Annotated in this window: 22 protein-coding genes; 11 read left to right on the top strand and 11 right to left on the bottom strand. The window is 58.8% G+C overall.

Going from position 1 to position 26,055, the window contains the following annotated elements; all coding sequences use genetic code 11:
• The first annotated feature begins 127 nt into the window (after positions 1 to 127).
• Positions 128 to 1,507 carry an apolipoprotein N-acyltransferase gene (locus tag AC24GY_RS14010; RefSeq protein WP_487683972.1) on the top strand — a complete coding sequence of 460 codons (1,380 nt, stop codon included), beginning with the start codon at positions 128 to 130 and terminating at the stop codon, positions 1,505 to 1,507.
• On the opposite strand, the gene acs is transcribed toward AC24GY_RS14010, so the two are convergent.
• Entirely contained in the window at positions 1,504 to 3,432 is a 1,929-nt protein-coding gene (acs, locus tag AC24GY_RS14015; protein ID WP_487684186.1) for an acetate--CoA ligase, read from the bottom strand. The two genes, AC24GY_RS14010 and acs, sit on opposite strands and share 4 nt — an antisense overlap.
• Before the next feature lie 230 nt (positions 3,433 to 3,662).
• On the opposite strand from acs, the gene AC24GY_RS14020 reads away from it, so the two are divergent.
• The 5 genes from AC24GY_RS14020 to AC24GY_RS14040 are packed head-to-tail and all read left to right on the top strand — an operon-like array spanning position 3,663 to position 6,909.
• On the top strand, positions 3,663 to 4,670 hold the full coding sequence (locus AC24GY_RS14020; protein WP_422320755.1) for a peptidylprolyl isomerase: 1,008 nt from the start codon (positions 3,663 to 3,665) through the stop codon (positions 4,668 to 4,670).
• Entirely contained in the window at positions 4,667 to 5,038 is a 372-nt protein-coding gene (locus AC24GY_RS14025) for a type II toxin-antitoxin system RelE family toxin (protein ID WP_461527028.1), read from the top strand. Before AC24GY_RS14020 ends, AC24GY_RS14025 begins: the two co-directional genes overlap by 4 nt.
• Positions 5,039 to 5,095: 57 nt before the next feature.
• Complete coding sequence (locus AC24GY_RS14030) at positions 5,096 to 6,262, top strand: aminotransferase class V-fold PLP-dependent enzyme (protein WP_487683976.1); 1,167 nt, start codon at positions 5,096 to 5,098, stop codon at positions 6,260 to 6,262.
• A gap of 54 nt (positions 6,263 to 6,316) precedes the next feature.
• Entirely contained in the window at positions 6,317 to 6,589 is a 273-nt protein-coding gene (locus AC24GY_RS14035) for a type II toxin-antitoxin system Phd/YefM family antitoxin (RefSeq protein WP_487683979.1), read from the top strand.
• A complete protein-coding gene (locus tag AC24GY_RS14040) occupies positions 6,586 to 6,909 on the top strand; it encodes a type II toxin-antitoxin system RelE/ParE family toxin (RefSeq protein WP_487683983.1) in 324 nt (107 codons plus the stop codon). Before AC24GY_RS14035 ends, AC24GY_RS14040 begins: the two co-directional genes overlap by 4 nt.
• 74 nt (positions 6,910 to 6,983) lie before the next feature.
• Here AC24GY_RS14040 and pheT read toward each other — a convergent pair whose 3' ends face one another.
• The 5 genes from pheT to rpmI all read right to left on the bottom strand — a co-directional run bounded on the left by pheT (position 6,984) and on the right by rpmI (position 12,373).
• A complete protein-coding gene (gene pheT / locus AC24GY_RS14045) occupies positions 6,984 to 9,377 on the bottom strand; it encodes a phenylalanine--tRNA ligase subunit beta (RefSeq protein ID WP_487683985.1) in 2,394 nt (797 codons plus the stop codon).
• Positions 9,378 to 9,421: 44 nt separating this feature from the next.
• Positions 9,422 to 10,447, bottom strand: coding sequence for a phenylalanine--tRNA ligase subunit alpha (gene pheS, locus AC24GY_RS14050; RefSeq protein ID WP_487683988.1), 1,026 nt, complete (start codon positions 10,445 to 10,447; stop codon positions 9,422 to 9,424).
• A 68-nt stretch (positions 10,448 to 10,515) separates the two neighbouring features.
• The gene (locus tag AC24GY_RS14055) at positions 10,516 to 11,373 is read right to left on the bottom strand and encodes a metallophosphoesterase (RefSeq protein ID WP_487683991.1); all 858 of its coding nucleotides are present in this window, start codon (positions 11,371 to 11,373) and stop codon (positions 10,516 to 10,518) included.
• 267 nt (positions 11,374 to 11,640) lie between these two features.
• Positions 11,641 to 12,036: a 50S ribosomal protein L20 gene (gene rplT / locus AC24GY_RS14060; protein ID WP_397380479.1), complete on the bottom strand. Its 396-nt coding sequence runs from the start codon at positions 12,034 to 12,036 to the stop codon at positions 11,641 to 11,643.
• A gap of 121 nt (positions 12,037 to 12,157) precedes the next feature.
• Positions 12,158 to 12,373, bottom strand: coding sequence for a 50S ribosomal protein L35 (gene rpmI, locus AC24GY_RS14065; protein ID WP_377164684.1), 216 nt, complete (start codon positions 12,371 to 12,373; stop codon positions 12,158 to 12,160).
• 188 nt (positions 12,374 to 12,561) lie between these two features.
• Between rpmI and AC24GY_RS14070 the strand changes: the two genes are divergently transcribed.
• From AC24GY_RS14070 to AC24GY_RS14080, 3 genes are all read left to right on the top strand, one after another.
• On the top strand, positions 12,562 to 14,229 hold the full coding sequence (locus tag AC24GY_RS14070; RefSeq protein WP_487683996.1) for a hybrid sensor histidine kinase/response regulator: 1,668 nt from the start codon (positions 12,562 to 12,564) through the stop codon (positions 14,227 to 14,229).
• A gap of 41 nt (positions 14,230 to 14,270) precedes the next feature.
• Positions 14,271 to 15,374, top strand: a complete 1,104-nt coding sequence (locus tag AC24GY_RS14075; RefSeq protein ID WP_487683998.1) for an NHL repeat-containing protein — start codon at positions 14,271 to 14,273, stop codon at positions 15,372 to 15,374.
• Between the two features lie 185 nt (positions 15,375 to 15,559).
• On the top strand, positions 15,560 to 16,138 hold the full coding sequence (locus tag AC24GY_RS14080; RefSeq protein ID WP_461527017.1) for a SixA phosphatase family protein: 579 nt from the start codon (positions 15,560 to 15,562) through the stop codon (positions 16,136 to 16,138).
• Between the two features lie 110 nt (positions 16,139 to 16,248).
• On the opposite strand, the gene AC24GY_RS14085 is transcribed toward AC24GY_RS14080, so the two are convergent.
• The 3 genes from AC24GY_RS14085 to AC24GY_RS14095 form a co-directional block, all read right to left on the bottom strand.
• Entirely contained in the window at positions 16,249 to 16,920 is a 672-nt protein-coding gene (locus tag AC24GY_RS14085; RefSeq protein WP_487684003.1) for a HEPN domain-containing protein, read from the bottom strand.
• A 3-nt stretch (positions 16,921 to 16,923) separates the two neighbouring features.
• The gene (locus tag AC24GY_RS14090) at positions 16,924 to 17,964 is read right to left on the bottom strand and encodes a GmrSD restriction endonuclease domain-containing protein (protein ID WP_487684006.1); all 1,041 of its coding nucleotides are present in this window, start codon (positions 17,962 to 17,964) and stop codon (positions 16,924 to 16,926) included.
• A gap of 120 nt (positions 17,965 to 18,084) precedes the next feature.
• Complete coding sequence (locus tag AC24GY_RS14095) at positions 18,085 to 18,972, bottom strand: helix-turn-helix transcriptional regulator (protein ID WP_487684009.1); 888 nt, start codon at positions 18,970 to 18,972, stop codon at positions 18,085 to 18,087.
• Between the two features lie 108 nt (positions 18,973 to 19,080).
• Here AC24GY_RS14095 and AC24GY_RS14100 point away from each other — a divergent pair, with 108 nt between their 5' ends.
• The gene (locus AC24GY_RS14100; protein ID WP_397384479.1) at positions 19,081 to 19,944 is read left to right on the top strand and encodes a phosphoenolpyruvate hydrolase family protein; all 864 of its coding nucleotides are present in this window, start codon (positions 19,081 to 19,083) and stop codon (positions 19,942 to 19,944) included.
• 117 nt (positions 19,945 to 20,061) lie between these two features.
• Positions 20,062 to 22,209 carry an ATP-dependent zinc metalloprotease FtsH gene (ftsH, locus tag AC24GY_RS14105; RefSeq protein WP_487684014.1) on the top strand — a complete coding sequence of 716 codons (2,148 nt, stop codon included), beginning with the start codon at positions 20,062 to 20,064 and terminating at the stop codon, positions 22,207 to 22,209.
• Positions 22,210 to 22,677: 468 nt separating this feature from the next.
• Here the strand turns inward: ftsH and rapA are convergent, their stop codons facing one another.
• Both rapA and AC24GY_RS14115 read right to left on the bottom strand, forming a co-directional pair.
• On the bottom strand, positions 22,678 to 25,413 hold the full coding sequence (rapA, locus tag AC24GY_RS14110; protein WP_487684017.1) for an RNA polymerase-associated protein RapA: 2,736 nt from the start codon (positions 25,411 to 25,413) through the stop codon (positions 22,678 to 22,680).
• A 21-nt stretch (positions 25,414 to 25,434) separates the two neighbouring features.
• The gene (locus AC24GY_RS14115; protein ID WP_487684020.1) at positions 25,435 to 26,016 is read right to left on the bottom strand and encodes a hypothetical protein; all 582 of its coding nucleotides are present in this window, start codon (positions 26,014 to 26,016) and stop codon (positions 25,435 to 25,437) included.
• Positions 26,017 to 26,055 lie beyond the last annotated feature (39 nt).

Here is a 26,055-nt window from a genome sequence, read left to right on the forward strand (position 1 = left end):
ATCTATTTGCCGCCTGCGTCGAAGCAAAAAGAGAAACTCCTCTATGTGAAGAGAGAGGTATGGCAGCGCTGATGGCTGTGAATGGGGCTTGCACATGAGGGCTGGATTTACATAAGCTCGCCGCAACATGGAGCATGCGAACCGAATCCTCCTGCTGATGGCCAGCGCGGTCACGTATGCGTTTGCCTTTCCACCTTATGGATGGTGGCCGCTGGCAATTGTCAGCGTCGCTGTGCTGAACGGCTTTCTTTATTACAACCATGTGAGTGCGGTGCATGGGCTCATGGCAGGCTTCTGGTGGGGCATGCTGGCGTTTGGCACCGGGCTGTCATGGATGTGGAATATTTTTGGGCCGTTAAGCCTGCTGCTGTGGGGCATGCTGGCGGTGTTTCCGGCGGCGTTTGGCTGCGTGGTGGCGCTGGCATGGAAACGGGGCTTGAAGGGCTGGCGGATGGCGCTGTTCATTGCACTGGCGTGGACTGGCACGGAATTTGTGCGCTGTGAACTTATGTCCCTGCGTTTTCCCTGGATGAACCTCGGGCTGGCGCTCGAACCCTGGCCGCTGGTCTCATGGGTGGGGGTGTATGGACTGGGGTTTGTGAGCATGCTGTGTGTGGCGGCGTTTCTGTTTGCTGGCAAAACAGGCGGAGCCTCACTGACGCTGCTGATGATCGTCCTCATCGATGCGCAGATCGTTTCACAGCGAACAAATCCGCTGCCGCAGGTCAAGGTGGTCGCGGTGCAGGCGGAGGGGGCGGCGACTGAAACTTACATGAAGCTGGCGGGCGATGCGGCTGATGCGACGCAGCTGGTTGTCTGGCCGGAGAACACAATCCCCATCGATGTTCGCAACGTCGCCAAAAGCGAGCTCGCCAAAGTTCAGGCATTCGCGTTGCAACGAAAGGCATTGCTCGTCTTCGGCACCCAGACCCGTCTCGAAGGCCCCAAGTGGCAGAACACCGCCCTCACCATTGATGGTTCTTCTGTTCTCGGTGAGCACGGAAAAAATCATCCCGTCCACCTGTTCAACGACGGTGAGCACGGCAAGACCGCCCTGCCCATCATCACCACCCTCGGCAAAATCGGCACCCCGATCTGCTTTGACTGTGACTTCCACGACGTGGTGCGAAAGATGACCCTGGCCGGGGCGGAGTTTTTCGCCGTGCCCTCCATGGACGCCGCAGGCTGGCCGGCACGGCAGCACATCCAGCACTCCCAGCTATTCCGGGTGCGGGCTGCGGAGAACCATCGCAGCATGGTTGTAGCTGCATCCTCGGGCGTCTCGCAGATCATCGACTCCAAGGGCACCGTCATCCAATCACTGGCACCCATAAAGTCTGGCATCATCAGCGGCTCGATTGAGCGCCGAAACGACCTGACCTTTTACACCCGCACAGGATGGCTGACGCCGTGGGTGGCGCTGGCCTTGTCACTCATCTGGACCGTCCGGCTGCTGGCATTTTCAAAACCGAAAATGCCGCAGCCAGCCGATGTCAGTTTGAATTAATCTTCCCCACCCGCAGCAAGCTGCGCAATGACGTTGATGTCTTCCAGCGTCGTGGTGTCGCCCTTGATCAGTTCGCCGGCGGCGATCTGCTTCAGGAGGCGGCGCATGATTTTGCCAGAGCGCGTCTTCGGCAGCGCCGCAGCAAAGCGGACCTCGTCCGGAGTGGCCACAGGGCCGATGACTTTGCGGACGTGCTTCTTCAGCTCTTCTGCAAGTTCGCGGCTGGACTTGATGCCTTCCTTCACGGTCACAAAGCACACGACGCCCTGGCCCTTCATCTCATCAGGTCGGCCCACCACAGCGGCTTCCGCCACGGCAGGATGGGAAACAAGCGCGCTTTCCACTTCGGCGGTGCCGAGGCGATGACCGGCCACGTTGAGCACGTCGTCGATGCGGCCGATGATCCAGAAGTTGCCCTGCTTGTCACGGCGGGCACCGTCACCAGCGAAGTACCAGCCTTTGAACTCGCTCCAGTAGGCGTCTTGATAGCGCTTCTTGTCGCCCCAGATGCCGCGCAGCATGGAAGGCCATGGCTTGCGGATGACCAGCTTGCCCTGCTCATTGACGCCGACCTCTTTGCCAAGGTCATCGACGATGGCCGCATCCACGCCGAAGAACGGCAGTGTCGCGGTGCCAGGCGTTGTCGGTGTGGCACCCGGCAGCGGCGTGATCATGTGACCGCCGGTTTCCGTCTGCCACCAGGTGTCCACGATCGGGCATTTGCCGCCGCCGACCTTGTTGTGGTACCACATCCACGCCTCAGGATTGATCGGCTCACCCACGGTGCCAAGCAGGCGCAGGCTGCTGAGGTCATGCTTCTTCAGCCACTCATCACCCCACTTCATGAAGGCGCGGATCGCCGTCGGGGCGGTGTAGAACACCGTCACGGCGTATTCTTCGATGATCTTCCAGAAGCGGTCGTTCTCAGGCCAGTTCGGCGCGCCTTCAAACATGAGCGAGGTGGCACCCAGGGCGAGCGGGCCATAGACCATGTAGGTGTGACCGGTTACCCAGCCGATGTCGGCGGTGCACCAGTACACATCGTCGTCGCGCAGATCGAAGACATATTTGCAGGTCATCTGCGCGTGCAGCAAATAACCGCCCGTGGTGTGCAGAATGCCCTTCGGCTTGCCCGTGCTGCCGCTGGTGTAAAGAATGAACAAAGGCGACTCCGCATCCATCGCGGCCGCTGCGCAGCGTGCGTCCACGTATTCCAGTTCACGGTGCCACCAGACGTCGCGGCCCTCTTCGATATGGATGTCCTGGCCGGTACGCTTGTACACGATCACCGTTTCCACGGGCGTGTCCTTGGCCTTGAGGGCGTCATCCACATTCTTCTTCAGTGGCACCACGGCACCACGGCGGTAGCCGCCATCGGCGGTGATGACAATCTTCGCACCGCAGTCCAGCACGCGGTCCTTGATCGACTCGGCGCTGAAGCCGCCGAAGATCACGCTGTGCATCGCGCCGATGCGGGTGCAGGCCAGCATGGCAATGGCGGCCTCAGGGATCATCGGCATGTAAATGATGACGCGGTCGCCCTTCTTGACCTTGTGGCGCTTGAGCACGTTGGCAAAGCGGCACACTTCGCGGTGCAGCTGCTGGTAGGTGAGCACTCGCTTCTCCCCGGGCTCGCCTTCCCAGATCAGGGCGGCCTTGGTCTTGCGCGGGCCGTCCAGATGGCGGTCGAGGCAGTTCTCACTGACGTTCAGCTTGCCGCCGATGAACCACTTGGCGTTCGGGCACTTCCAGTCGAGCACCTTCGTGAAGGGCTTCGTCCAGTGCAGTTCCTTGGCCTCACGTCCGAAGAACTTGTCCGGATGCTTGATCGACTCCTCATGCATCTTCTTGTACTGCGCCATCGAGCTGATTCGGGCCTTCTTGGAAAACTCAGCGCTCGGTTTAAACACCCGGCTTTCAGTCATCAGGGATTTGGAATTGCTGGCTGCCTGGGGGGCGGTTTTGGCAGCTTTCTTGGGGGAGGATTTGGCGGCGGCTTTCTTGCTCATGGCTGGTTGGGGTCGGCGATTGGGAGGCGCAGATTAGAAACCGGAGCCGCCCGCGTGCAAGGTGAAGCTGCATCTACACGCTCCTGACAGGCGAACTTCACCTTGCCACAGCCGCCCCAAGCCTTACGATAAGCTCCTCATTTGTCATGATTCCCCTGCGTATAAGCCTGTTTGCCCTCCTCTCCGCCTGCTCCAGCGTCCTCGCCCAGCAGTACACCAACAGCATTGCGGCTGTCGTCGATGGCATCCCCATCGCCTCTTCCGAAGTGGAGGAAACCATCAAGGCCCAGGAGCAGGTGATCCAGTTCCAGTTCCGCAATGACCCCGCACGCATCAAAAAGGAAATCGCTCTCCTGCGCGAAGGAGCCATCGAAACGCTCATCGACCGCGAAATCCTGCTCGCCGAGTTCCGCAAGATCGGCGGCGTCATCAAGGCCCAGTACGTCGATGACGACATCAACGGCATCATCCGCGAGAGCTTCAAGGGCAACCGCGACGCCTTCGTGGATGAACTGACCAAGGGCGGCATGACCGTGAAAAAGTTCCGCGAACTGCGCGAGAAAATGGTCATCATGAACGTCATGCGTGCGCGTAATGCCGGTGACCATCCCCCCGCCACCCCCCGCGAAGTTCAGGAGTACTACGACAAAAACGTGGATAAATGGCGCGAAGGCGATCAGATCAAAATCTCCACCATCACCATCCCCAAGTTCACCGGGGACAAAACCCCTGAGCAGCAGCAAAAATTCGCCCAGGAGCTGCGCACCAGAATCGTTCAAGGCGCTGATTTTGCCAAAATGGCGAAAACCAATTCACAAGACAGCCATGCTGAAAATGGCGGCGCCTGGGACTGGATGTCCAAAACCGACCTGATGCCCGCCATCGCCAATGCCGCCATGGAACTTAAAACCGGCGGCGTCAGCCCGGTTCTTGATCTGGAATCCAATTTCATCATTGTCTCCTGCGATGCCAAAAAGCTCGGCGCCGCCCCGGACATCGAAAAGCTGCGCCCGGAAATCGAAAAAATGATCAACCAGGAAAAATCCAAGGCCAACATCGACAAGTGGATGGAAACCGTGCGCAAAAAGCACGTCATCAAACGCTACAAGACCTCCAATACCCCGCTCGCCCCTATCCCTGCCGCACAACAATGATCCAGATCGTTTTCAATGACATCAGCGCCGCCGAGCTCTCCCACCTGCCCACCCAGGTGCAGTTTCATCTGCTGGAAGCGCTGAACATCCAGCCCGCCGATATTGACGAGACGATCCTCAGCAAACGCTACGGCGTGCTCGAGCGCGGCGGCAAAAAACTCTACCGCTGCCGTGCCGGCGACCACCGCATCTATTTCGCCGTGGTCGATGGCAATGTCAGCGTGCACCGCGTGCTGCACAAAAACACCCTCACCGACTTCCTCTTTCGCAGCAATCTGCCCGGTGGCGGCGAAGACGAGGCCCTGAGCCAGTCCAAAAGCTTTTGGCACCTCATCGATGAAGGCGCCAAGACCTTGAAGGTCGCCTAGCCCGCCTGCCTTGGCGAATTCGTCACCCAGGGTCATGCGGCATTCGTTGTATTAGCCATGCTCACTCTCGATGCCCTCCTTTCCGATGAAGCCCTGCGCCAGCAGGAATTTCCCGTGATCAAGGACAGCCTGTTCCTCGCCCACGCCGGTGTCACCATCCTGCCGCGCCGCGTCACACGCACCATGCAGGAATACCTCGAACAATGCTGCCTGCGCATGCAGGAGTATCCTGAGGCCTGGAAAGCGGTGAACGAAACACGCGTCGTTGCCGCCGAATTGATCGGTGCCAAAGCCAGCGAAATCGCCCTCATCGGCCCCACCTCCGTCGGCCTCAGCTTGGTGGCCAATGGCCTGCCCTGGCAGGCCGGTGACGAAGTCGTCTGCTACCTCGACGATTATCCCGCCAACGTTTACCCCTGGACCGATCTCGAACGCCATGGCGTCGTTTTAAAGCGCCTCCAGCCCGCAGCCCCCGGTGCCATCACCCCCGAACTCGTCGAAGCGGCGCTGACGCCCAAAACCAAGCTCGTCGCCCTCGCCTCCTGCCATTTCCTCAGCGGCTACCGCATCGAAATTGACCGCATCGGCCGCATGCTGCGGGAGCGCGGCATCCTCTTCTGCCTCGATGCCATCCAGACCGTCGGTGCCTTCGAGACCCGTGTCGACCACGTCGATTTCCTCTCCGCCGACTCCCACAAATGGATGCTCGGCCCCATGAGCGCCGGCATCTTTTACGTCCGCGAAGAACTGCAGGACAGGCTGCGCCCCAGCCTCCTCGGCTCCTGGAACGTACGCAGCCCCAACTTCATCGCGCAGGAAGAGATCGCCTTCGAGCGCGGCGGCCGTCGCTACGAACCCGGTGCCCTCAACATCTCCGGCATCCTCGGCATGAAAGCCGGCATCGACCTGATTCAGGAGGTCGGCCTCCCCGCCATCAGCGCCCAGCTTTTAAAGCTCAAAGCCCGCCTGCATGCCAGACTCCAGCCCCTAGGCTTCACCTTACTCGGCCCCGATCCGCGCAGCATCAACGCCTCCTGCATCACTACAGTGCAACATGCCGAGCGCTCGTTGGCGGACATCTCCGCACATCTCACCGCTCACAACATCACCACCTCCCTGCGCCACAACCGCGCCGGCCAGCCCCTCCTTCGCTTCAGCCCCCACTTCTACAATACAGAAGCGGAGATGGACCGAGTGGCGGGGGTGATTGGAGAGGCTGCCTGACCAAGCCTTGAATAGGCGCTGGATTCGCATGGAATTCCATGTTTAATTCAAGTCATGTTCCAGCTCGAAGACATTCATCCCCTCACCGATTTCCAGCGCAACGCCAAGAGTCACCTGAATCGAGTGAATAAGACCGGACGCCCGGAAGTGCTGACGGTCAATGGCCGTGCCGAGGCTGTTTTGGTCGGGCGCAAAGCCTATGAGAAGATGCAGGATGCCATGGAGGAGCTTGCCGCCATCAAATCCATTCAAACCAGTCTCGATCAAATGTCAGCTGGAAAAACCATCTCCGCCAAGGCCGTGCATCAGCGATTGCGCGAATTATGAGCTTTGAGATTGAATACACACCGCATGCGCAGGCTGAATTGGAGGATGTGTATCTGTGGATCAAAGCCCGCGCGCCAATCTCTGCCTCACGCTGGCGGGACGATCTGATCGCCAAGGTGGAATCACTCGCAACCGATCCATGCCGCCACAGGCTGGCTCCGGAAAGCCATAGATTCCCCGTTAAGATTCACCAGCTGCTCTTTCGCAAACATCGCAGCCAGTTCCGCATCCTTTTCACAGTCTCCGGCAAACGTGTCGTCATTCTGTCGGTTAGACATCACTCCCTTAAACCTCTGGAAGAAGGTGACCTTCCGGTTTGATTCGGTCACCATACATCCATGACGAGCCGCCAACGCTTGTCATCGCGATGGCGGCATATATTTACCGGATGGCACTACCTCCTCACTGTCGCAGGCAACGTCTTCTCCAGCGCCGTGAGGATCGCCGTATGCGCGGCATCCACTTCGGCAGTTTCGAGGGTCTTCTCTGCGGACCGGTAGGTGAGCGTCCAGGCGATGGATTTGCGGTCCTTCGCCATCTTGGTTCCCGATGGATCAGCAAAGACGTCGAAGACCTCAGCCCCCACAAACAACGGATGTTTCTGGGAGGCAAAGAACGCGGCCACCTTGGCGTGCGGAAGATCCGCTGGGACTTCCATGGCGACGTCACGCGTCATTCCAGGGAAGCGCGGCAGCTCCTCAAACTTCGTCGGGCCAGTGCTGCCCTGACGCAGCGCGCTGATGAGCAACTCGGCGACATACACAGGATGACGCGCATTGATTTCACGCGCACGCGCAGGATGCAATTGCGCGATCCACCCAAGGATGCGATTCCCCGCACGAAGCTCGCTGGTCAGCAAAAAGTTGGCGCTGTTCTCTTTCGCAGGACGGACCTCAAGCGGCGTGCGCGTCAGGTTTTGGATCTGACCGACAAGCTCATGGATGTCAGCAGGCTGGGGTTCACGGCCATGCCAGCTCGTCGGTGACACCGGCCCGCTGAGCAGCACGGCCAGGCGCTCCTCTTCCCGGCTGCCGCCCTTCGGCAGCGTGAGGAAGACACGGCCCAGTTCAAAGAAACGCAGGCGGTGCAACCCCTGGCGGATGTTGAGCGCCGCAGTGGCGATGAGGCCCGGCACAATGCTAGGACGCAGTGTCGTGTGATCTTCGCTGAGCGGGTTTTTGACTGCCACCCCCTGCCCGCCACCGAGACTGTCGGCGAGTTGCGCATCCGCAATCAACCGCAGCGTCTGCGCTTCAAAGAAGCCACGCGCGGCAAGCGACTGCCGCAGGTTCATCGCAAAATCATACGTGCGATCCGCAGCCTCCACAGGCGATGCGACCGCAACCTGACGTGATGGCACGCGATCCAATCCTATCACGCGGGCGATTTCCTCCATGAGATCGACCGGGCGTTGAAGATCGAGGCGATAGCTGGGAATGCCCCAGTGGCTCTCGTGCTTGCTGGCGGACTTCTTGGTGAGGCCGAGCTTTTCGAGGATGGCGTGAATTTCATCGCCAGTCATGTCCGGCGTGCCGAGCAGCTTGCGCGCACGGTTTTCATCCAGCGTCACTTCACCGACGAGCTTGGGAGCTTCGCCCGCGACTTGAACCACATCCTCAGCGGTGCCACCCGCGATGGTAAGGATCAGCTTCGTGGCGAGTTCCGAACCGCCCTGCACCTGCTGCGGATCAATGCCCCGCTCAAAGCGGTAGCTGCTGTCGCTGCTCAGGCCCAGACGGCGCGAAGTGCGACGAATGCCGCTCGGGGCGAAGTAGGCGCTCTCCAGCAAAACGTTCACAGTGCCTTCCGTGACACCCGTTTCCTCACCACCCATGACACCCGCAATGGCGACCGGACGATCACCATCCGCGATCACAAGGTCATCAGTCTGCAAAGCGTACGTCTGCCCATCAAGCGCGAGGAACTTCTCACCTTCAACAGCCATGCGGATAACGATGCCACCGTTCAGCTTGCCCAGATCGAAGCAATGCAACGACTGCCCCATCTCCATCATCACATAGTTCGTGATGTCCACGATGCTGTTGATCGGGCGCAGGCCGATGCTCTCAAGGCGACGGCGCAGCCACTCGGGGCTGGGGCCAACTTTCACGCCCTTGATGAGCCGCGCAGTGTAAAGCGGGCAGGCCTCAACGGCCTTGATAACGATCTGCTCCTCACCAGCAGCCTTCGCTTTCGTGCTCGTGCTGGCGTGATGACGTTCGCCTTTCAGCGGCAGACCGGTGAGTGCAGCCAGTTCGCGGGCAAGGCCCAGATGGCTGAGCAGATCAGGACGGTTCGGTGTGATCTCCAGATCGAACAGCACGTCGGCCGGATTGAGCTTGTTGAAGGGCGTGCCGACAGGTGAATCAGGCGCCATGATGAGCAGCCCGCCGGTGTCCTCGCCAATGCCAAGTTCCTTGCCGCTGCACAGCATGCCAAGGGAATCGACCCCGCGCAGCTTGCCTTCCTTGATGGCGAATCCGCCGGGCAAAACAGCCCCCGGCAGCGCCAGCGGCACCTTGTCCCCCGCTTTGAAATTCTTCGCACCGCAGACGATCTGACGCAACGTACCGCTGCCGTCATCCACCTGACAAACGCTGAGTTTGTCAGCATTCGGATGCTGCTCAAAAGACTGAATCTGCGCCACGACGACCTTGTCAGTCGCGACCCCGCGTTCTTCGATGCCTTCGACTTCCACACCCGCGAAGGTCAGGAGATCAGAAAGCTGCGGGACGGTGTAGGAGCTCAGGTCAAGATGAGTGCTGAGCCAGGAGAGGGAAACTTGCATGACAGGAAAAAGGGAAAAGAAGGATCAAAAAAGGCAGCAGAAAATCAGACCGCAAACTGCTGCAGAAACCGCACATCATTCTCAATGAGATGACGAATATCAGTGATGCCATGCATGATCATGGCCAGGCGGTCGAGCCCAAGACCAAAGGCAAAGCCCGTGGTGGTCTCCGGATCGAAAAGGTTGTCGCCACGCGCCTTGTTGATCTCAGCGAACACAGCCGGATCAACCATTCCGCAGCCCGCGATTTCAATCCAGCGCGCATCCTTGCCCTTCGCTTCCAGCTTCACATCAATTTCAAAGCTCGGCTCCGTGAACGGGAAGAAATGCGGGCGGAAACGCACCGCCGTGCCAACGCCGAAGATCTCGCGGAAGAAGTATTCCAGCGTGCCTTTGAGATCGCCGAGGCTGACGTCCTGATTCACATAAAGACCTTCCAGCTGGTTGAAGACACTCAGGTGCGTGGCGTCGATTTCATCCCGTCGATATGCAGCCCCCGGCGCAATGATGCGGATCGGCAGCGCCTTCGCAGCCTCCATGGTGCGGACCTGCACGCTGGAAGTATGCGTGCGCAGCAGTCGGCCATCCGGAAGATAGAACGTGTCCTTCTCATTGCGTGCCGGGTGGTCGGCGGGCGTGTTCAGCGCATCAAAGCAATGCCACTCGGTTTCGATCTCCGGGCCTTCCGCCAAGGCGAAGCCCATGCGGCGCAGCGTGCGGATGGCAAGATCACGAATCTGCGTGAGCGGATGCAGCGCGCCAACGCCTGCTCCCGGACGCCCCGGCAGCGTGATGTCGATGCCTTCCACAGCCTTCGCATCCTGCGCGGCCTGCAGCGCCAGCTTCTTCGTGTCGATGCCTTCTGTGATGGCGGTGCGCACTTCGTTGAGCTTGGCGCCCACTTCCTTCTTCTGATCCACCGGCACATCCTTCATGCCCTGGCTGAGAGCGGTGACACTGCCTTTCTTGCCCAGAAAGTTCACCCGCACAGCTTCGAGGGCGGTTTCATCCTGCGCAGCGTCAAGGGCGGCAAGGGCTGCGGTTTTGAGAGAGTCGAGTTCGGAAAGCATGGAACCGGCCACTTAGCTGCGACATGGCCCGCATGCAACTGTTGGAACCACCGGCCTGCTCTTGCAAATCACGCCCTCAGCAGTTCCGGACTGCGCAGCGTCAGCTCCGTCACCTCCGGTGGACAGCCGATGCGCAGCGGCACTCCCACGCAGCCGATGCCGCGGTTCACATACATTTGCAGCCCACCCACCTCATAGCGCCCGGCGAGGTACTTTTTGCCAAACTTGGCGCGACGCAGTGACATCGGCGTCTTGCCACGGAAGACGAGCTGTCCGCCATGCGTGTGCCCGGAAATTTGCAGCGCCTTCACGCCGGCGGCGGCGATGGTGTCCGCGGCGTCCGGTTCATGCATCATCAGCACCAGCGGCTGGTGCTGCTTCCAGTCCTGCAGCGTTTTACGCACATCAGGTTTGTTCACATACCTGGAGTCAAAACCACCGAGAACCAGCGTGCCGTTGTCCGTGTGGACGCGGCGTATCTCATTGCGCAGCACGGGAATATTGCGCTCTGTGAGCGCCCGGATCACCTCAGAGGCACCACTGGCGAAATCATGATTGCCCAGGCTGGCATACACGCCGTAGGGCGCCACAAGTTGGGAGAGCAGTTCCGCCACTTGCGGTGCCGGCCGCGCCGTGTGGGTCACAAAATCACCCGTCAGGGCCACCATGTCCGGTTTCAGGGCATTGCAGGCCTGAACGCTTAGCAAAATATCCTCCGCCGTCGTGAAGGGCTCCAGATGCAAATCACTTAATTGCGCAATGCGAAAGCCATCCATCGCGGGCGGCAGCCCGGGAACCTCGATTTCAACACGCTCGACAATCAGCTTCTGCTTCCGCTCACGCGCGAATGCGGGCGATGTGGAACCGACTGCGGCCAGAACAGTGAGCTGGCGCAAGATGCTACGACGGGAGTAAGGTGCGGACATGATGGATCAGCAGGCGGGCTCGATGAGAGCGTGGAGGCACATCTCACGATACGCAGGGGGATGGAGAAACGACGCGCAGAAAGCCACGTCTTCTTCAAGCACTCGTGCTGGGGAAAAGCCGTGCATTGATAATTGATCAACACTCCGCCAAAAAGTTCAAAGATCCAGCCCATTCATGGATCCCACTTGCCCGGCATGGTCCGGGCACAACAAAACAGCCGGAGCTTGCACCCCGGCTGTTGAGAATCTTGGAGGTTCCGTTGGAGCTTACGCTGCTGCGGTTTCCTTCGGCGCTTCGGCGGCCTTCTTTTCCAGCGCGGCCTTGGCCTGCTGAACGAGAGCTTCGATGGCGGCGATGTCTTTGACGGCGAGGTCCGCGAGGACTTTGCGGTCAAGGTCGATGCCGGCGAACTTGAGGCCTTCCATGAATCGGGAATAGCTCAGGCCGAGAGGACGGGTGGCGGCGTTGATGCGCTGCACCCACAGGTTGCGGAAGCTGCGCTTCTTGGCCTTGCGGTCACGAGTTGCGTAGGTTTCGGCTTTACGGACGGCGTCCTTCGCATAGCGAAAATGCGTGGAACGGAAGCCGCGGTAACCTTTGGCTTTTGCCAGCACGCGCTTACGGCGCTTCCGGCTGGCGGGGGAGTTGGTGGCTCTTGACATGTATCTTTCTCTATGATCAGGCTGTTGTTTGGGTAGCGATGGCTTGCCTCACCTGGTCGAAGGCTTCCCTTGGGAAGCCAGGCAAGTTCATCGTGGTCTCTATTGAGAGACCGTGGTCGTCTTAGCGATGGGAGAACGGCATGTTCGCCTTGATTGCTTTGACATCCACTTCCGCCACGAGGGCGACTTTACCGAGGTTACGTTTACGCTTACGGCTCTTGTTCTGCAGAATATGGCGCTTGCCTTGTTTACGGCGCAGCACCTTACCCGTGGCAGTTATTTTGAACCGCTTGGCGTAAGCTTTCCTCGTCTTGGCGATACCGGCATTTTTGGACATAGGGGCGGCGATGGTAAAGGAGAAGCCCGGTTCGGCAAGGTGTTTTTCACCTTCTCATGCACTCTCATCAAATTTCCCGCATACGTTTGCTCTCAAATATGGGAATCAGAAATATCCAGAATATCAAAAATTAAAGTTGTCTTAATTATCTAAGATTGCTAAATGAGTCAGAATCACGCGGATAATTCATGACTTCTTCCCTCTCCACTTCCTCCGCAACTCCAGCAGCAATCGCTGAACTGGAGCAGGGGCTGGAGCACCTCAAGGTGGCCAATTATTACCTCCGCGTCGCACTCGATCAGGTCGCCGATGGTGTGGTGATCGTGGAAAGCGAAGCCAGTGATGCCAAAAGCGGCCAGAAGGTCCTTTTCAGCAATGCCGCCGCCGCCATGCTGGCAGGCGCCGATCCTGAAACCGGACTCCGCGGCCTCGGCCTCAATGATCTCGTCGCCAACGTCAAAGACGCTGCCACACTCCAGCAAAGCCTCCGCCTCGCCGTGGACAATGGCGGCTGCCATGAGTGTGAATGCCAGCTGCAGAGCCTGCGCACTCAAACCCCGGTGCCCAGCAAGTGGCGCGTGCGCGCCGTCTTCAACAGCATGCGCAAGCTGCTGAACTTCACCATTCTCATCAGCCCCGCTCAGGCCGCTGCCTCCGCAGCCGGCTCCAAGCCTGAGCCAAAACCCGCCGCCGACGATCTGGACGCACAGTCTGCCCAGATGCGTAAAGACAACCTCGCCGCGCTCGCCCAGGGCATCGCGCATGATGTGAACAATCTGCTCGGCCCCGTCACCGTGCGTCTCTCCGCGCTCATTCAGCAGGTGCAGGAGCATCCGGCCCTGGCTCAGGAGCTCCAGCTCGTGTTCGCCGGATTGAAGCGCGCCAAGCAGTTCACCTCCCAGGTCGTCACCGCCTCCAAGTCCTCCCCCCGCAAGCTGGAACCCACCGACATCATCTCTCTGATACGCGACACCGTGGAATTCGCCGGGGCAGGCTCCAACGTCCACGTCTGCGTGCGCAACGATGAGAACCTGCGCCAGGCCGTTGCCGATCCCGTCAAACTCAGCCAGGTGCTGCAAAATCTCGTCATGAACGGCATCCAAGCCATGCCGCACGGCGGATACATGGATGTGCAGGCGGCCAACTATCTGGTAGGCCCGGCGGGAGATGGCAAACTCAAGCCCGGCAAGCACGTCCACATCATCGTGCGCGATCGCGGCTGCGGCATCGCCAAGGAAAACCTCGACCGCCTCTTCCGCGAATCCTTCACCACCAAGCCCGATGGCAACGGCATCGGCCTCACCACCTGCAAACGTTTCGTGGATGAAATGGGCGGAGACATTCGAGTCACCTCCACCCCAAACATCGGTACCGAGTTCAGCGTCTTCCTGCCTGCCGCCGCAGGCTCCGGTGGCACCCGGCCTCTCACGCCAGCGGACTCGGCCCCCGTTCCGCTGAAGCATGGCAAAGGCAAGGTGCTTATCGTCGATGACGAGGACGACCTCCGCAAAGTCGCCCACATGATCCTCACCCGCTGCGGCTATGAAGTCGTGCAGTGTGACAACGGCCAGGATGCCGTGCGCATTTACTCCAGCCTCTTCCGCACCGGCACCCCGCCCGATGTGGTGCTCATGGACCTCACCCTGCGCGGTGGCATGAACGGCACCGAAACCGCCGCCGAAATCCTGCATCTCGATCCTGAAGCACGCATCGTCTGCACCAGCGGCAGCGTCACCGAGGAAGTGCAGATGATCTTCCTCGAACGCGGCTTTGTCGGTGTCCTGCCCAAGCCCTACGAAGCCGGTGAGCTCACGCAGATGGTCCATCGCGTGTCCACCATGATGAAACGTCATTGAGCCGGGGCCCATGCGTGCTTGAGTGAACTTTTCCGCTCCGCATGAAAACACGCCGCCACTTCCTCTCCGGTCTCGCCACCGCCGCCGCCGCCAGTTTCACTGAAACCCTGCGCGCGGCACCTGATCCGAAGAAGGACGTCGTCATCGGCCACGGCGCTCATCGCTACAAGGTGAACAAGGAATGGGTGCCCGCAGGCCAGGGCCGCCATCACCCCATCCTCAACTGCCACGAAATGGTGCAGGTCAAAGACGGCCGCCTCTTCATGATTGGCGACCACTGGGACAATCAGATGCTCGTCTTCAAGCCCGACGGCACCATCCTCGACTCCTGGGGCTGCGTCTGGCCCGGCGGTCATGGCCTGACACTCTCGAATGAAAACGGCGAAGAGTTCCTCTTCGTCACCGACAGCGGCCTGTGGAAGTCCGGCAGCGGCGGTTACCGTCAGACCGGCCGCATCACCAAGACCGATCTCGGCGGCAAAGAAATCTTCTCCATCAGCCATCCCATGAGCGTCGGCGCGTATGAGCCGGACATGATCTTCAACCCCACCGAAACCGCCATCGCCCCCAATGGCGACATCTACGTCATGGACGGCTACGGCTCGCAGTTTGTGCTGCGTTACGATGCACGCGGCAAGTTCATCCAGCGCTTCGGCGGCAAGGACGGTGTCCCTGCCGAAGAACGCCTCAACAACGCCCACGGCATCGCCATCGACACCCGCCAGGGCGCTGACAAAGCCACCGTCATCGTCACCTCACGCGTCGACAACTGCTTCCGCCGTTTCACCCTCGACGGCAAATACCTCGAAACCCTCGCCGTCCCCGGCGCCATGGTCTGCCGCCCCGTGATTGCCGGACAGGAACTCTATGCCGGCGTCTGCTGGTCCAAGACCCCCGAGATCAACAAGCTCCCACAGAACCCCAGCGGCTTCACGGTCATCCTCGATGCTGCAGGCAAAGTCGTCAGCGCTCCCGGCGGCACCGAGCCCGTTTATGAGGAAGGCAAACTCAAGCCCCTCATGCAGGCCGAACGGATTTTCGATCATGGGCACGATGTCTGCGTTCTCGACAACGGTGATCTCATCGTCTGCCAGTGGAATGCCTTCCAAACCTACCCGGTTAAACTCGAAAAAGTGGCCGCGTAATCAGCTCTGGCCCACTTCTGTGTTTGCGCTGCGGCAAATGACGAATGCAGAATGACGAAAAAAATCCGAATGACAAATGCCCTAAATGCCGCAATCACCCTGCGGCGGCACGGTTTGTTTATTCAGGCTGCGTCATTCATTCGTCATTCGTCATTTTTCTTCGCCCCGCCCCTCGCTCTTAATCCATGAAATACCTCACCATCGTGCGTCATGCCAAATCCAGCTGGGGACAGCCTGGACTCGCAGATCATGATCGCCCGCTCAATGAGCGTGGGCAGCGGGCCGCCCCGGCAGTCGCCACATTTTTGCACCGCACCTATTTCGGCGGGGCCGATTCCCCTCCCCTTCTCCCGCTGCCAGATCGACTGGTCACCAGCACCGCCCTGCGCGCCCTGAGCACCGCGCAGATCATGCGTGAGACCTTTGCCATGCCCGTGGAAAGCCTCCTGCTGGAGTCCCGCCTCTACCTCGCCGATGCCGACCGCATTCTCGACGTCATGCGCGGCTTTGAAGAAAGCTGGAATCACACCATGATCTTCGGCCACAATCCCGGCCTGCACGACTTCGCCGAGCACATCCTCGCCCGCGCCAACATCCCCAAGGTGCCCACCTGCACCGCCATCATCATGGCCTTCCCCCACGAGTTCTGGGGCCTCGCCGACTGGAATGAAGCCCAGCTCATCGGCTACATCACCCCCAAATCCCTCGAACGCCGCTTCCCCGAACTCTACGCCGGCATCTCCCGCGAAGACGGGGATGATTGAAGGTATTTTTGCGAAACGCGGTCGATCAAGGCATCGCAAAAATAAAAATCCGCGCGCCAAATGTCCGTAATAAGCAAGCACCAAACTGATAATCTCCAGCTTACCTCTTTTCACTTTACCAAGTTAGTTACCACCAAGCTATGTGATTCAAGAGTCATGATTATGTGATTACAAAGCTGGTCTAACTGATGTCGCCTAGTGTCTAGCTCAGAACTACTGTATCGTGACCCTATAGATTCCGCAGTTTCTCGCCCATGAGCAATTGCATTGCGATTTTCGACAACCTCTCTAATCCATCCAATTATTCGATTATCTGGCAACAGAGATCCGGCAGGCAGATTAAGAACACTGCAGATTGTATCGAGCTGCTGGTGCCGAAAATGACTCTCATCGAGGGGAAAAAAGTTCTCAGGGACACAAAATTGTGTATTCGCCTCAGCTTCGCAAAGAAGCTCAATCTTGGGAATCCATGCTCTCCTCTCAGAAATAGAGCCAATTGACATAAAGTGATTATGAAATCCCATTATTAGAAGGGACCTCTTGAGCTGTTTATGACTTAGAGAATGTGAATTTAATTGCTTCACCGTAGATGCAAAAGCTTGAATTACCACATGTTCATAAACAGCATAAAAATGCACAAACATTAAACCTTTAAGAGTTCGAAGACTCGGTTCAACCGAGTGGCTTGCTAACTCCTTGTTTTCGAGATCATCAATTAAGCGCCAAAATGCCGCCACTTGAAGAGAGCGCCTTCCGACTTCGGATTTTATCGAGGAGAACATGGGCTACCACCCAAATTTTCTAGCGCAGTATTCAATGCGCCCAACTACACGTTTCCGATCATTAGTTGCGCCAGTCGTAAGCCCAGTCAGTTCGTCGGATTCGATCCAGACTGAGGCATTCAATCCCTTGATGGCTCCGTTTTTTTGTAAAGCCAAAGCGGCTCCCACTGCAACAGCCTCAAAAAGGTTAACCGGAGTAACTTTTCTTCCTCGGGTTATGCCCTTGGGCAGTCTTTTACGCAAAGCCTTAAATGTGCTTTCGAATATGTGTTCTCCGTTTGAATAGTTAAAAGATACAGATGATGATTTCATGTAGTCATTCAAAAAATCAACCACGCTATGATCAAACTTTTTATAACCATTTAGAAAAGCGAAGAACCGAAGCACATATTCCTCTCTTGTACCATCCTTTTGCTTACCTTCAGGCAGCAGTACCAATTTCAGAAAATCTTCATTTTTCGACAATCTTTCAAGAAACTCATTGAACGCTCCTCGAAAAATACACGACCTAATTTCTTGATCTGTAAGACTGACTCCTCCGGTATTGAGGCGCTCAAACAAGTCAAATCTAACGACCAAATCGCTTTTATCGCTTAGCGTTGTCACTTTGATTGGACGTAGCGTAAAATGTAATTGTATGTTTTGAGGTAGCGAATCGAAAGGTCCACAAAAACTAGAAAGCTTTGAGAGACCTTCGAGGCTTAATTTGCTATCCATTTTAAGCTTAGCTCGTGCCGCCTCACTTCCTGCAAAATGAACCAAGGTGCTAAGCCGCTGGACACCATCAACGAGCTCCCAAGTGCCATCTGCGTTCGCAGCCATAAACAAACTTGGGATCGGGATGCCCAAGAAGATAGATTCAATGAACCGCGATTGTCGTTCAGTGCCCCATCGGTATTGCCGTTGATATGCAGGAGCAACATCTATGGCTCCGCTTTCAACCATTGAAATCAACTGCTGAACCGTTATGTCATAGCTATCAAAGTCAACCTTGCGCCTTTGTTCGGTGAGTTGATTTGTAATGTCGATATGGGGAATACTCATGTCTCTGTGATTAAAATTTGATTATATAAATTTTTACAGCCTCCCATTAAAAACCACAAACTACTTCAATCTTAAATCTGATACCCGCCCCTATCGCCGGTAATTATAGCACCCTCCATTTCACCCATCCATCCTGCTCCGGTGCTCACTCGGCCGCCACCCGATCCACTTCTTGAACGTGTTGCTGAACACAAACGGGTTCTGATATCCCACCTCGTGCGAGATCGTCTCGATCTTCAAATTCGTCGTGCTCAGCAGCTCCGCCGCCTTGCGCATCCTCAGCCACGTCACGTGATGCATCGGCGTGCGCCCCAGCGCCTTCCGGCACAGCCGGCGCAGGTGCTCGGCGCTCACATGCGCCTGATGCGCCAGCTCATCCAGCGTCCAGTCATAGCCCACATTGGCAGAGACCTTTTCCCAGATGCGGTGCAGCCGGTCATCCACCTGCCAGGGCTGCGCAAAGCGCTCGATGTAATGCTGCACCAGCTCCACCCAGTGAAACATGGCGGCGGGCTGAGCTGCGTTTCCAGCTTCCTCAACGAGTCCCTCAATGGCATTCCACAACGCTGCACCCGCAAACGGTGCCATCAGCGGCGAACTGCTGCTCAGGATCGGCGTCTGCTCCGGCTGCTGTTCATAGCGCACCCAGCAGCAGCGCCAGATCTTGCCCGGCACCGCATGAAAGGCGTTCACCATGAAAGGCGGCAGCGCCACCGCCATGCCCGCAGTGCATTTCTTCCACACACCATCCACCAGCACACGACCCTCTCCTTCCAGGCAGGCCAGGAAATACAGCCCGCCCTGGTGCATCCGCACGATGCGGTACGGCGCACGCGCCGTCATCACCCCCGCATGCGCGATACGGTGCGTCGCCAGCGTGGTGCACAGCGGCGCACTGCGCAGCCAGGCGCGCGTATCCCTCTCCGACCCACGCACCATGCGGTACTCCGTGTCAGGCCCGTGGGTGTGCGTTTCGGATAGCTCTTGGATGGCGGCGCGGGCGTGCATAGGGCGGAGTTTACGGTTGTTTACAATTGTTGACCGTAGTTGACGATGGTTGCAAACCACTGTCATCCACCGTCAACTATCGTAAACCACCGTCAACCACATCAAGTCATGCCCAATCCCTGGACCGGAATCGGAAACCCCTACACGAAGCAAGAAGTCGTGGACCGTCTCAAAGCCACCCGCGCCAAGGGTGAGCCGATCATCGCCGCCGGCGCAGGCACGGGCATCAGCGCCAAGTTCATCGAAAAAGGCGGTGCGGATCTGATCATCATCTACAACAGCGGCCGCTTCCGCATGATGGGCCACGGCAGCACCTGCGGCCTCATGGCTTATGGAGACGCCAATGCCATCGCCATGGAGATCGGCGAATACGAAGTCCTGCCCGTCGTCAAAGAGATCCCCGTCGTCTGCGGCGTGCACGCCACGGATCCCCGTCGCCGCATGTGGCACTGGCTGGGCCGCGTCAAGGAAATGGGCTTCTCCGGCGTGAACAACTTCCCCACCCACACCATCGTGGACGGCCATTTCCGTGGCGTCCTCGAAGAAACGGGCATGAGCGTGGAGAAAGAGTTCGAAATGGTCGGCCTCGCCACTCGCATGGACATGTTCAGCATCGTCTATGTCGCGACCCCTGAGGAAGCCATCAAAATGGCCAAGAACGGCGCAGACGCCATCATCGCGCACGTCGGCACCACCGTCGGCGGCAGCATCGGCGTCACCAATGCCGTGGTCAGCTGGGATCACACCGTGAAAGTCACTCAGGACATCATCGATGCCGCCAAAAGCGTGAATCCAAACGTGTTCACCCTCACCCACGGTGGCCCGATCAACACGCCTAAGGATGTGGAATTCATCCTCAGCAAGACCTCGGCAGACGGTTTCGTAGGTGCCAGCAGCCTGGAGCGCATGGGAGTCGAGGATTCGCTGACCAGCCTCACACGCGAGTTCAAACGCATCCCTATTGGGCGTTAGTCCCCGGTTTTACCCCCCTCAAAAGGGTGTCCATATCCCCGGCGAATCGCATTTTGCAAAAAAATTACCGGCGTGTATGGTCGGACTCGCGTTACTTAGCTGTAACAACCCCCGCACATGTCCGACGACCCCTTCAACAATCGCCCCGACGGCCCCAACCGTCGCAACCAAGATCCGCAGTTCAACTGGCGTGGTTTCATGCTCTTCGCACTCGCGATCACCCTGCTGATCTCGGGCTTCATGATGAACAAGGGACTGACCGGAAGCCGCAAGGTATTCGACTACGCAGAATTCAAAAAGCACGTTGAAGCTGACCGCATTGATCCGAACAAGCCGCTGGTCCTCATCAATTCCGACGCCACCTCAAAGCAAACCATTGAGGGCAGCTATTTCCCACTGCCTGCCAGCGTCACGCCGCCTGCGGTCGCTGCAGCAGGCAGCACCGAGCCTGTAGCGCCCAGCGTGATCAAACCTGTTCCTGCCGAGCCAGCCAAGGAAATCACTGAGAAACCCGCCTCCGAAGCCGCCAAAGCGGACTCGAAGGCTTTCAGTGTGGCCGTGAACATCGAGTTCCAAAAGGAGGAGCTCCACAAGCTGCTCGACGCTCACAAGCTCGTGCTCATCCCCGTTTATGACAACGAGATGTGGTCCTCCCTCATTGGCTTCCTTCTGCCTCTGCTGGTCATCCTCGCCTTCTTCTACTTCCTCGTGCGCCAGCAGCTTCGCAGCGCAGGCCGTGGCGCCATGAGCTTCGGCAAGAGCAAGGCCAAGATGCTCGCCCAGGACCGCAACAAGGTCACCTTCAAGGACGTGGCCGGCGTTGAGGAAGCCAAGGAAGAAGTGCAGGAAATCGTCGAGTTCCTCAAGGATCCGAAGAAGTTCCAGCGCCTCGGCGGCAAGATCCCCAAAGGCGTGCTTATGACCGGCCCTCCCGGCACCGGCAAGACCCTGCTGGCCAAGGCCATCGCGGGCGAGGCCGACGTTCCCTTCTTCAGCATCAGCGGTTCTGACTTCGTCGAAATGTTCGTCGGTGTCGGAGCCAGCCGTGTGCGTGACATGTTTGAGCAGGGCAAAAAGAACGCCCCATGCCTCATCTTCATCGACGAAATCGACGCCGTGGGCCGTCATCGCGGTCACGGCATGGGCGGTGGTCACGACGAACGTGAACAGACCCTCAATGCATTGCTCGTCGAAATGGACGGCTTTGACACCCAGGAAGGCATCATCATCATCGCCGCCACCAACCGCGCCGATGTGCTCGATCCCGCCCTGCTTCGCCCGGGCCGTTTTGACCGCCAGGTCACTGTGAACCTTCCCGATGTGAAAGGCCGCGAGGAAATCCTCCGCGTTCACGCCAAGAAGGTGAAGCTGGCCGACAGCGCCGACCTTTCCAAAATCGCCCGTGGCACCCCCGGATTCTCCGGTGCCGAACTGGCCAACCTGCTCAACGAAGCCGCCCTGCTCGCCGCACGCAGAAACATGAAATCCATCACCAACCCCGAGCTCGAAGAAGCCCGTGACAAGGTGCGCTGGGGCCGTGAACGTCGCAGCATGGCCCTCACCGAGAAGGAGAAGGAAAACACCGCCTATCATGAGGCCGGCCACGCCATCCTCAACGAGGTGCTGGAACACACCGACCCCCTTCACAAGGTCACCATCATCCCTCGCGGCCCCTCCCTCGGCGTCACCATGATGCTGCCGGAAGAGGACAAGTTCACCCACCGCAAGAGCGAGCTCATCTCCAATCTCATCGTCACCATGGGCGGTCGTGTGGCCGAAGAAATCCAGTTTGGCGATGTCACGAGCGGGGCCAGCGGAGACATCCGCATGGCCTCACGCATCGCCCGCAGCATGATCTGCTCCTGGGGCATGAGCACCAAGCTCGGCATGATCGAATACGGCGAAAACGAAAGCAACGCCTTCATGGGTCGTGGCAGCAGCAACTACAGCGAGGACACCGCGCAGAAGATCGACGAGGAAGTGAAACGCCTCATCGACGAAGCCTACGCCAAAGCCAAGGAAGTCCTTCTCCAGCACAAGGACAAGCTCGACGTCCTCGCCCACGCCTTGCTCGAGTACGAAACCCTCGACGGCACTCACATCAAGGAAATCATGGCCCACGGCCGCCTCCTCAATCCCCCGGAAAACAAGAGCAAGCCGCCACCCCCGCCCCCCCTTCCCAAATCCCCAGACGCACGCCCAGTAAAGCGTGAAGACGAAGACGACGGCGGCATGGCCCCAGGCCTGACCGGCGTGCCCGCCTGACCAACATAGGGATCAGCCTGATCCCATCAATTCAACACTCATCAAAGGGGGATCAGCAATGATCCCCCTTTTGATTGGAGCATTTTAAATCATTTCATGCCCTTCTTGGTGCATAACATCGTGCGGACATGAAGCGAATCCCCTCACCCTTACCTCTCCCCAAAGGGTGTCATGGGCATTGCCTTATCATCGGTGGGGAGAGGGGATTCGCTTCATGTCCGCACGATGGCAAGAGCTCGGAATCATGCCCACTCCTGGCTTCCTCCAGCACTTTTCTACAGCTCCAAGGGAGCTGCGTAATTGAGCCCAGGGTCAGCCGAGCCTAAGCGAGGCGCCCCTGGGTACTGCACCACACGATTGGGAAGCAAACCCGGCACTCCGCCACACCCCACGCCCACCAGCAGCGTCTGCAAAGAGCTCCGCCACACATTGTCGCCGCGCTCAGACAAGCCCCTTCGCCCCCCTACTTCACTTCAACCTCAGCACCAACCGCACCGCATCCAGTCTCACCGTGGTCGCACCAATGGCTGCCGCCAGCGCATCCCGCTGATCACGCAAGGCATCGATCTCCTCAGGCCGCACATGCGGATTGCGCGCCTGCAAATCTTCCAGTCGCGCGATCTCTTCATCCATCTGCTTTCGCATGGACGCCACCGCTCTCTGCTGCAGCGTCTTGAGCTGCGCCTCGGCAAGCTGCTGCGCCTTGCCCAGCATGGTGGGCAGCAGCTTGTGGCGTACCGTTTCGTTCTCCACCGTGCGTGTCGGATCACCCGGCGTGAGCTTGGCCCGGGTGAAGGCAGGATCCGCGCTCAAATCCTTGCCCTGATGATCCACCGCGACCCGCAAAGGCATGGCAGGCATGAAGCGCGTGGCATGCAAGGCAGGCGGCGCGATGCACTCCGCAATAAAACACGTTTGCAGCACCAGCCCCTCGCCGCCCGAGGCTTTCCAAAACGCAAACCCAGCATTGCCAGCAGGAGAGCCGAGCAACACATCCAGGCCCGCGCAAACCAGCGGATGATCCCAGGTCAGAAACGCCTCGTGGTCACGCGAGAGCGCACGTTCACGATCAAAGGAAAAAGTAAGCCCTTCTTCCGGCAATGATGGCAGCGCGTCCGTGATCAGATTGTCCGGACGAATGTACCACGTCCGGTACGTCATCTCCTCAATGTGCATTCCGAAGTGATCTAGCAGACGAATAAAAAAGCGCTCGAAATCCAGCCCCGCATCCACATCGCGAATGCGCTCGATCATCCGTGCCGCAAGGCGCGGCTTGCACGAGTTCAGCTCCAGCAGCCGGTTGTGACCCCGCTCGAGCTTCTGGCGCACTTCAAGACTCAGCGCCTTCGTGCGCCGGATGCAGTCGGCGAGTTTTTTGGCATTGAAGCCGGTGCAAAGCGCTTCGATTTCAGCAGCAAAGCTGTGCAGCAGCTGCGTCGCCCCCTGCAGGCTGTGTTCAAAGGCGTCCAGGCCTTCATGATACCAGCGCGCCAGCACCTCCCCTTCACTGCCCGCGATAAACGGCACATGAATGTTGATCGTCCCCTTTTGGCCAATGCGGTCCAGTCGTCCGATGCGTTGCTCCAGCAGTTCCGGATCTCGTGGCAGATCGTACAAAACAAGATGCTGCGCGAACTGGAAATTGCGGCCTTCGCTGCCGATCTCGGAGCAGATCAAAATGCGTGCCCCTTCGGGATCGGCGAACGCCGCCGCGTGCCTGTCCCGCTGCATCAAAGTGAGCCCTTCATGGAAGAGCACGGCATGCACATTGATCTCGCGCAGCAGCCGCTCATGGGTGTCTTCCGCAAGCTTGCGCGTTCGGCAGATGAGCAAAACCTTGGCTTCACCAAGCTCGCGCAAGGTCGCGGCAAGCCAGCGGGCAAGCGCCTCGTCAGGTGTCGCCCCAGCCTCAAGAACAAGCTCCCGCAAATGGCACTTCCGCAGCGGGAATCCCTGAATCACGGCGCGGGTGTTCCGAAACATCACGCGACCAGTTCCAAATTCATCCAGAAGGTCCGCCACAAGTCGCTGACGTGCGGTTTCATCGCCTCCGACAAGCTCGGCGGCATGCTGCTGCACCCGCGGCGAATGACTGCCAAAGAGTTCACGGTCAGCGGCACTCATGAGCCCGCCTTGCAGGATGCGGTCCACCACCTGCGCCACCTGCTCATAGCGGGTGGATTCAGCGAGGAAAGCGTCCAGATCGCCATAGCGGTCCGGGTCCAGCAGACGCAGGCGGGCAAAGTGACCTTCAGCACCAAGCTGCTGCGGCGTGGCGGTCAGCAGCAGCACGCCAGGCACCCGCTGCGCGATGGCCTCGACCACCTGATAAGCAACCCCCGGCGCTCCGACAGCCCACTCCAGATGATGCGCTTCATCCACAATCAGCAAATCCCAAGCCGCATCCGCAGCCTGCTGCGCACGCTTGGGTGAGCCGCTCAGAAGCGACAGCGGGCAGAGCACCAGCTGGCTGTCGAGGAAAGGATTACTCCCAGGATCTCCCGCTTCGATGGCCGCGCAGCGCTCCTCATCAAAGAGGCTGAACATCAGATTGAACCGGCGCAGAAGCTCCACAAACCACTGGTGCGGCAGCGCATCAGGAACCAGCACCAGAATGCGTGAAGCACGCCCCGTGAGGTTCAGGCGATGGAGAATCAGACCGGCTTCGATCGTCTTGCCCAGCCCCACTTCATCCGCCAGCAGCACTCGCGGCAGCAGGCGGCCTGTGACGTCAGCAGCGATGGACATCTGATGCGGGATCGGATCGACCCGCCCCCCGATGAACCCACGCACCGGCGAGGCCTGCATGCGGCAGCGCCATTCCACCGCCTCGGCACGCAGGGCAAAGGCCTGCAGATCGTCGACACTCGCCGCCAGCAGGCGCTCCTGCGGCCCGCCAAGGCTTAGCGTATCGGCAAGGTCGGACTCAGGGACGCTGCGTGTACCACAATGGTAGAGCAAAGCCCCGTCTATCGAGGCGACAGAGTCGATCTGCAGTTCCGTCCCATCGCGCAGGGTGATTTTATCGCCAGCCTTGAAACTGGCGCGGCGCAGGGGAGCCCCGTTGCGGGCGTAGCGCCGTTTTTCACCTGCGGCAGGAAAGCGCAGGTCAATAAAATTGCCTTCGATGCTGCTGACGATTCCGAGACCCAGTTCGGGCTCGCTTTGACTGATCCAGCGCTGGCCGGGTGCGGGGGCTTCCATCAATGCCGTGTTTGTATTTTCCTATTTGCCGAACAACCGCCCAAAGAAGGATTTTTTCTTCGGTTCCGCCGGGGCCTGGGTCGGGGCTGGGGCCTGGGCAGGCACGCCCTGCTGGGGTGGCACCATTCCAGGAGCCGCATTGTTGGTGAAATCGATGACGCCGGGCTTGATCGAGGGGGCGGCACTGGGATTCACATTGATGACTTTCGGCTTCTTTGCGACGCCCTGGGCATCGTACTCATAGATCACCTGCTGATAGCACTGGCCGTTGAGATTGAAGGAGCGCATCTCCGTGGCGCGTCCATACGCATCAAAATAGACCTGGGACCGGGCCACAAGGTTGCCACGTCCGTCGTAGATGTGCCCCTGGGTGGGCAGCCCGCGTTCATTGAGCAGGTAGTGCTTCTTCGATATCAGCGCCCCGCCCGCATTGTAGGTGGACTCGATGAGCTCGTTCGTGGTTTTGTCAACGATGGTCTCCGAGTGCGAGTTGTCGGGGTGGTAGGTGCTTTTGGCCACAATGGGGGTGCCAGCCGGGGCGGCGGGCTGCGCGATGGCAGAGGTCACCCAAAGAAGGACAAAAAAAGCAGAGCAGGTTTTCATGACAGAAACGAAGATGGCGGCAGAATAACGCCCCGTTTC

The organism is Prosthecobacter sp. Pr1, assembly GCF_057652315.1.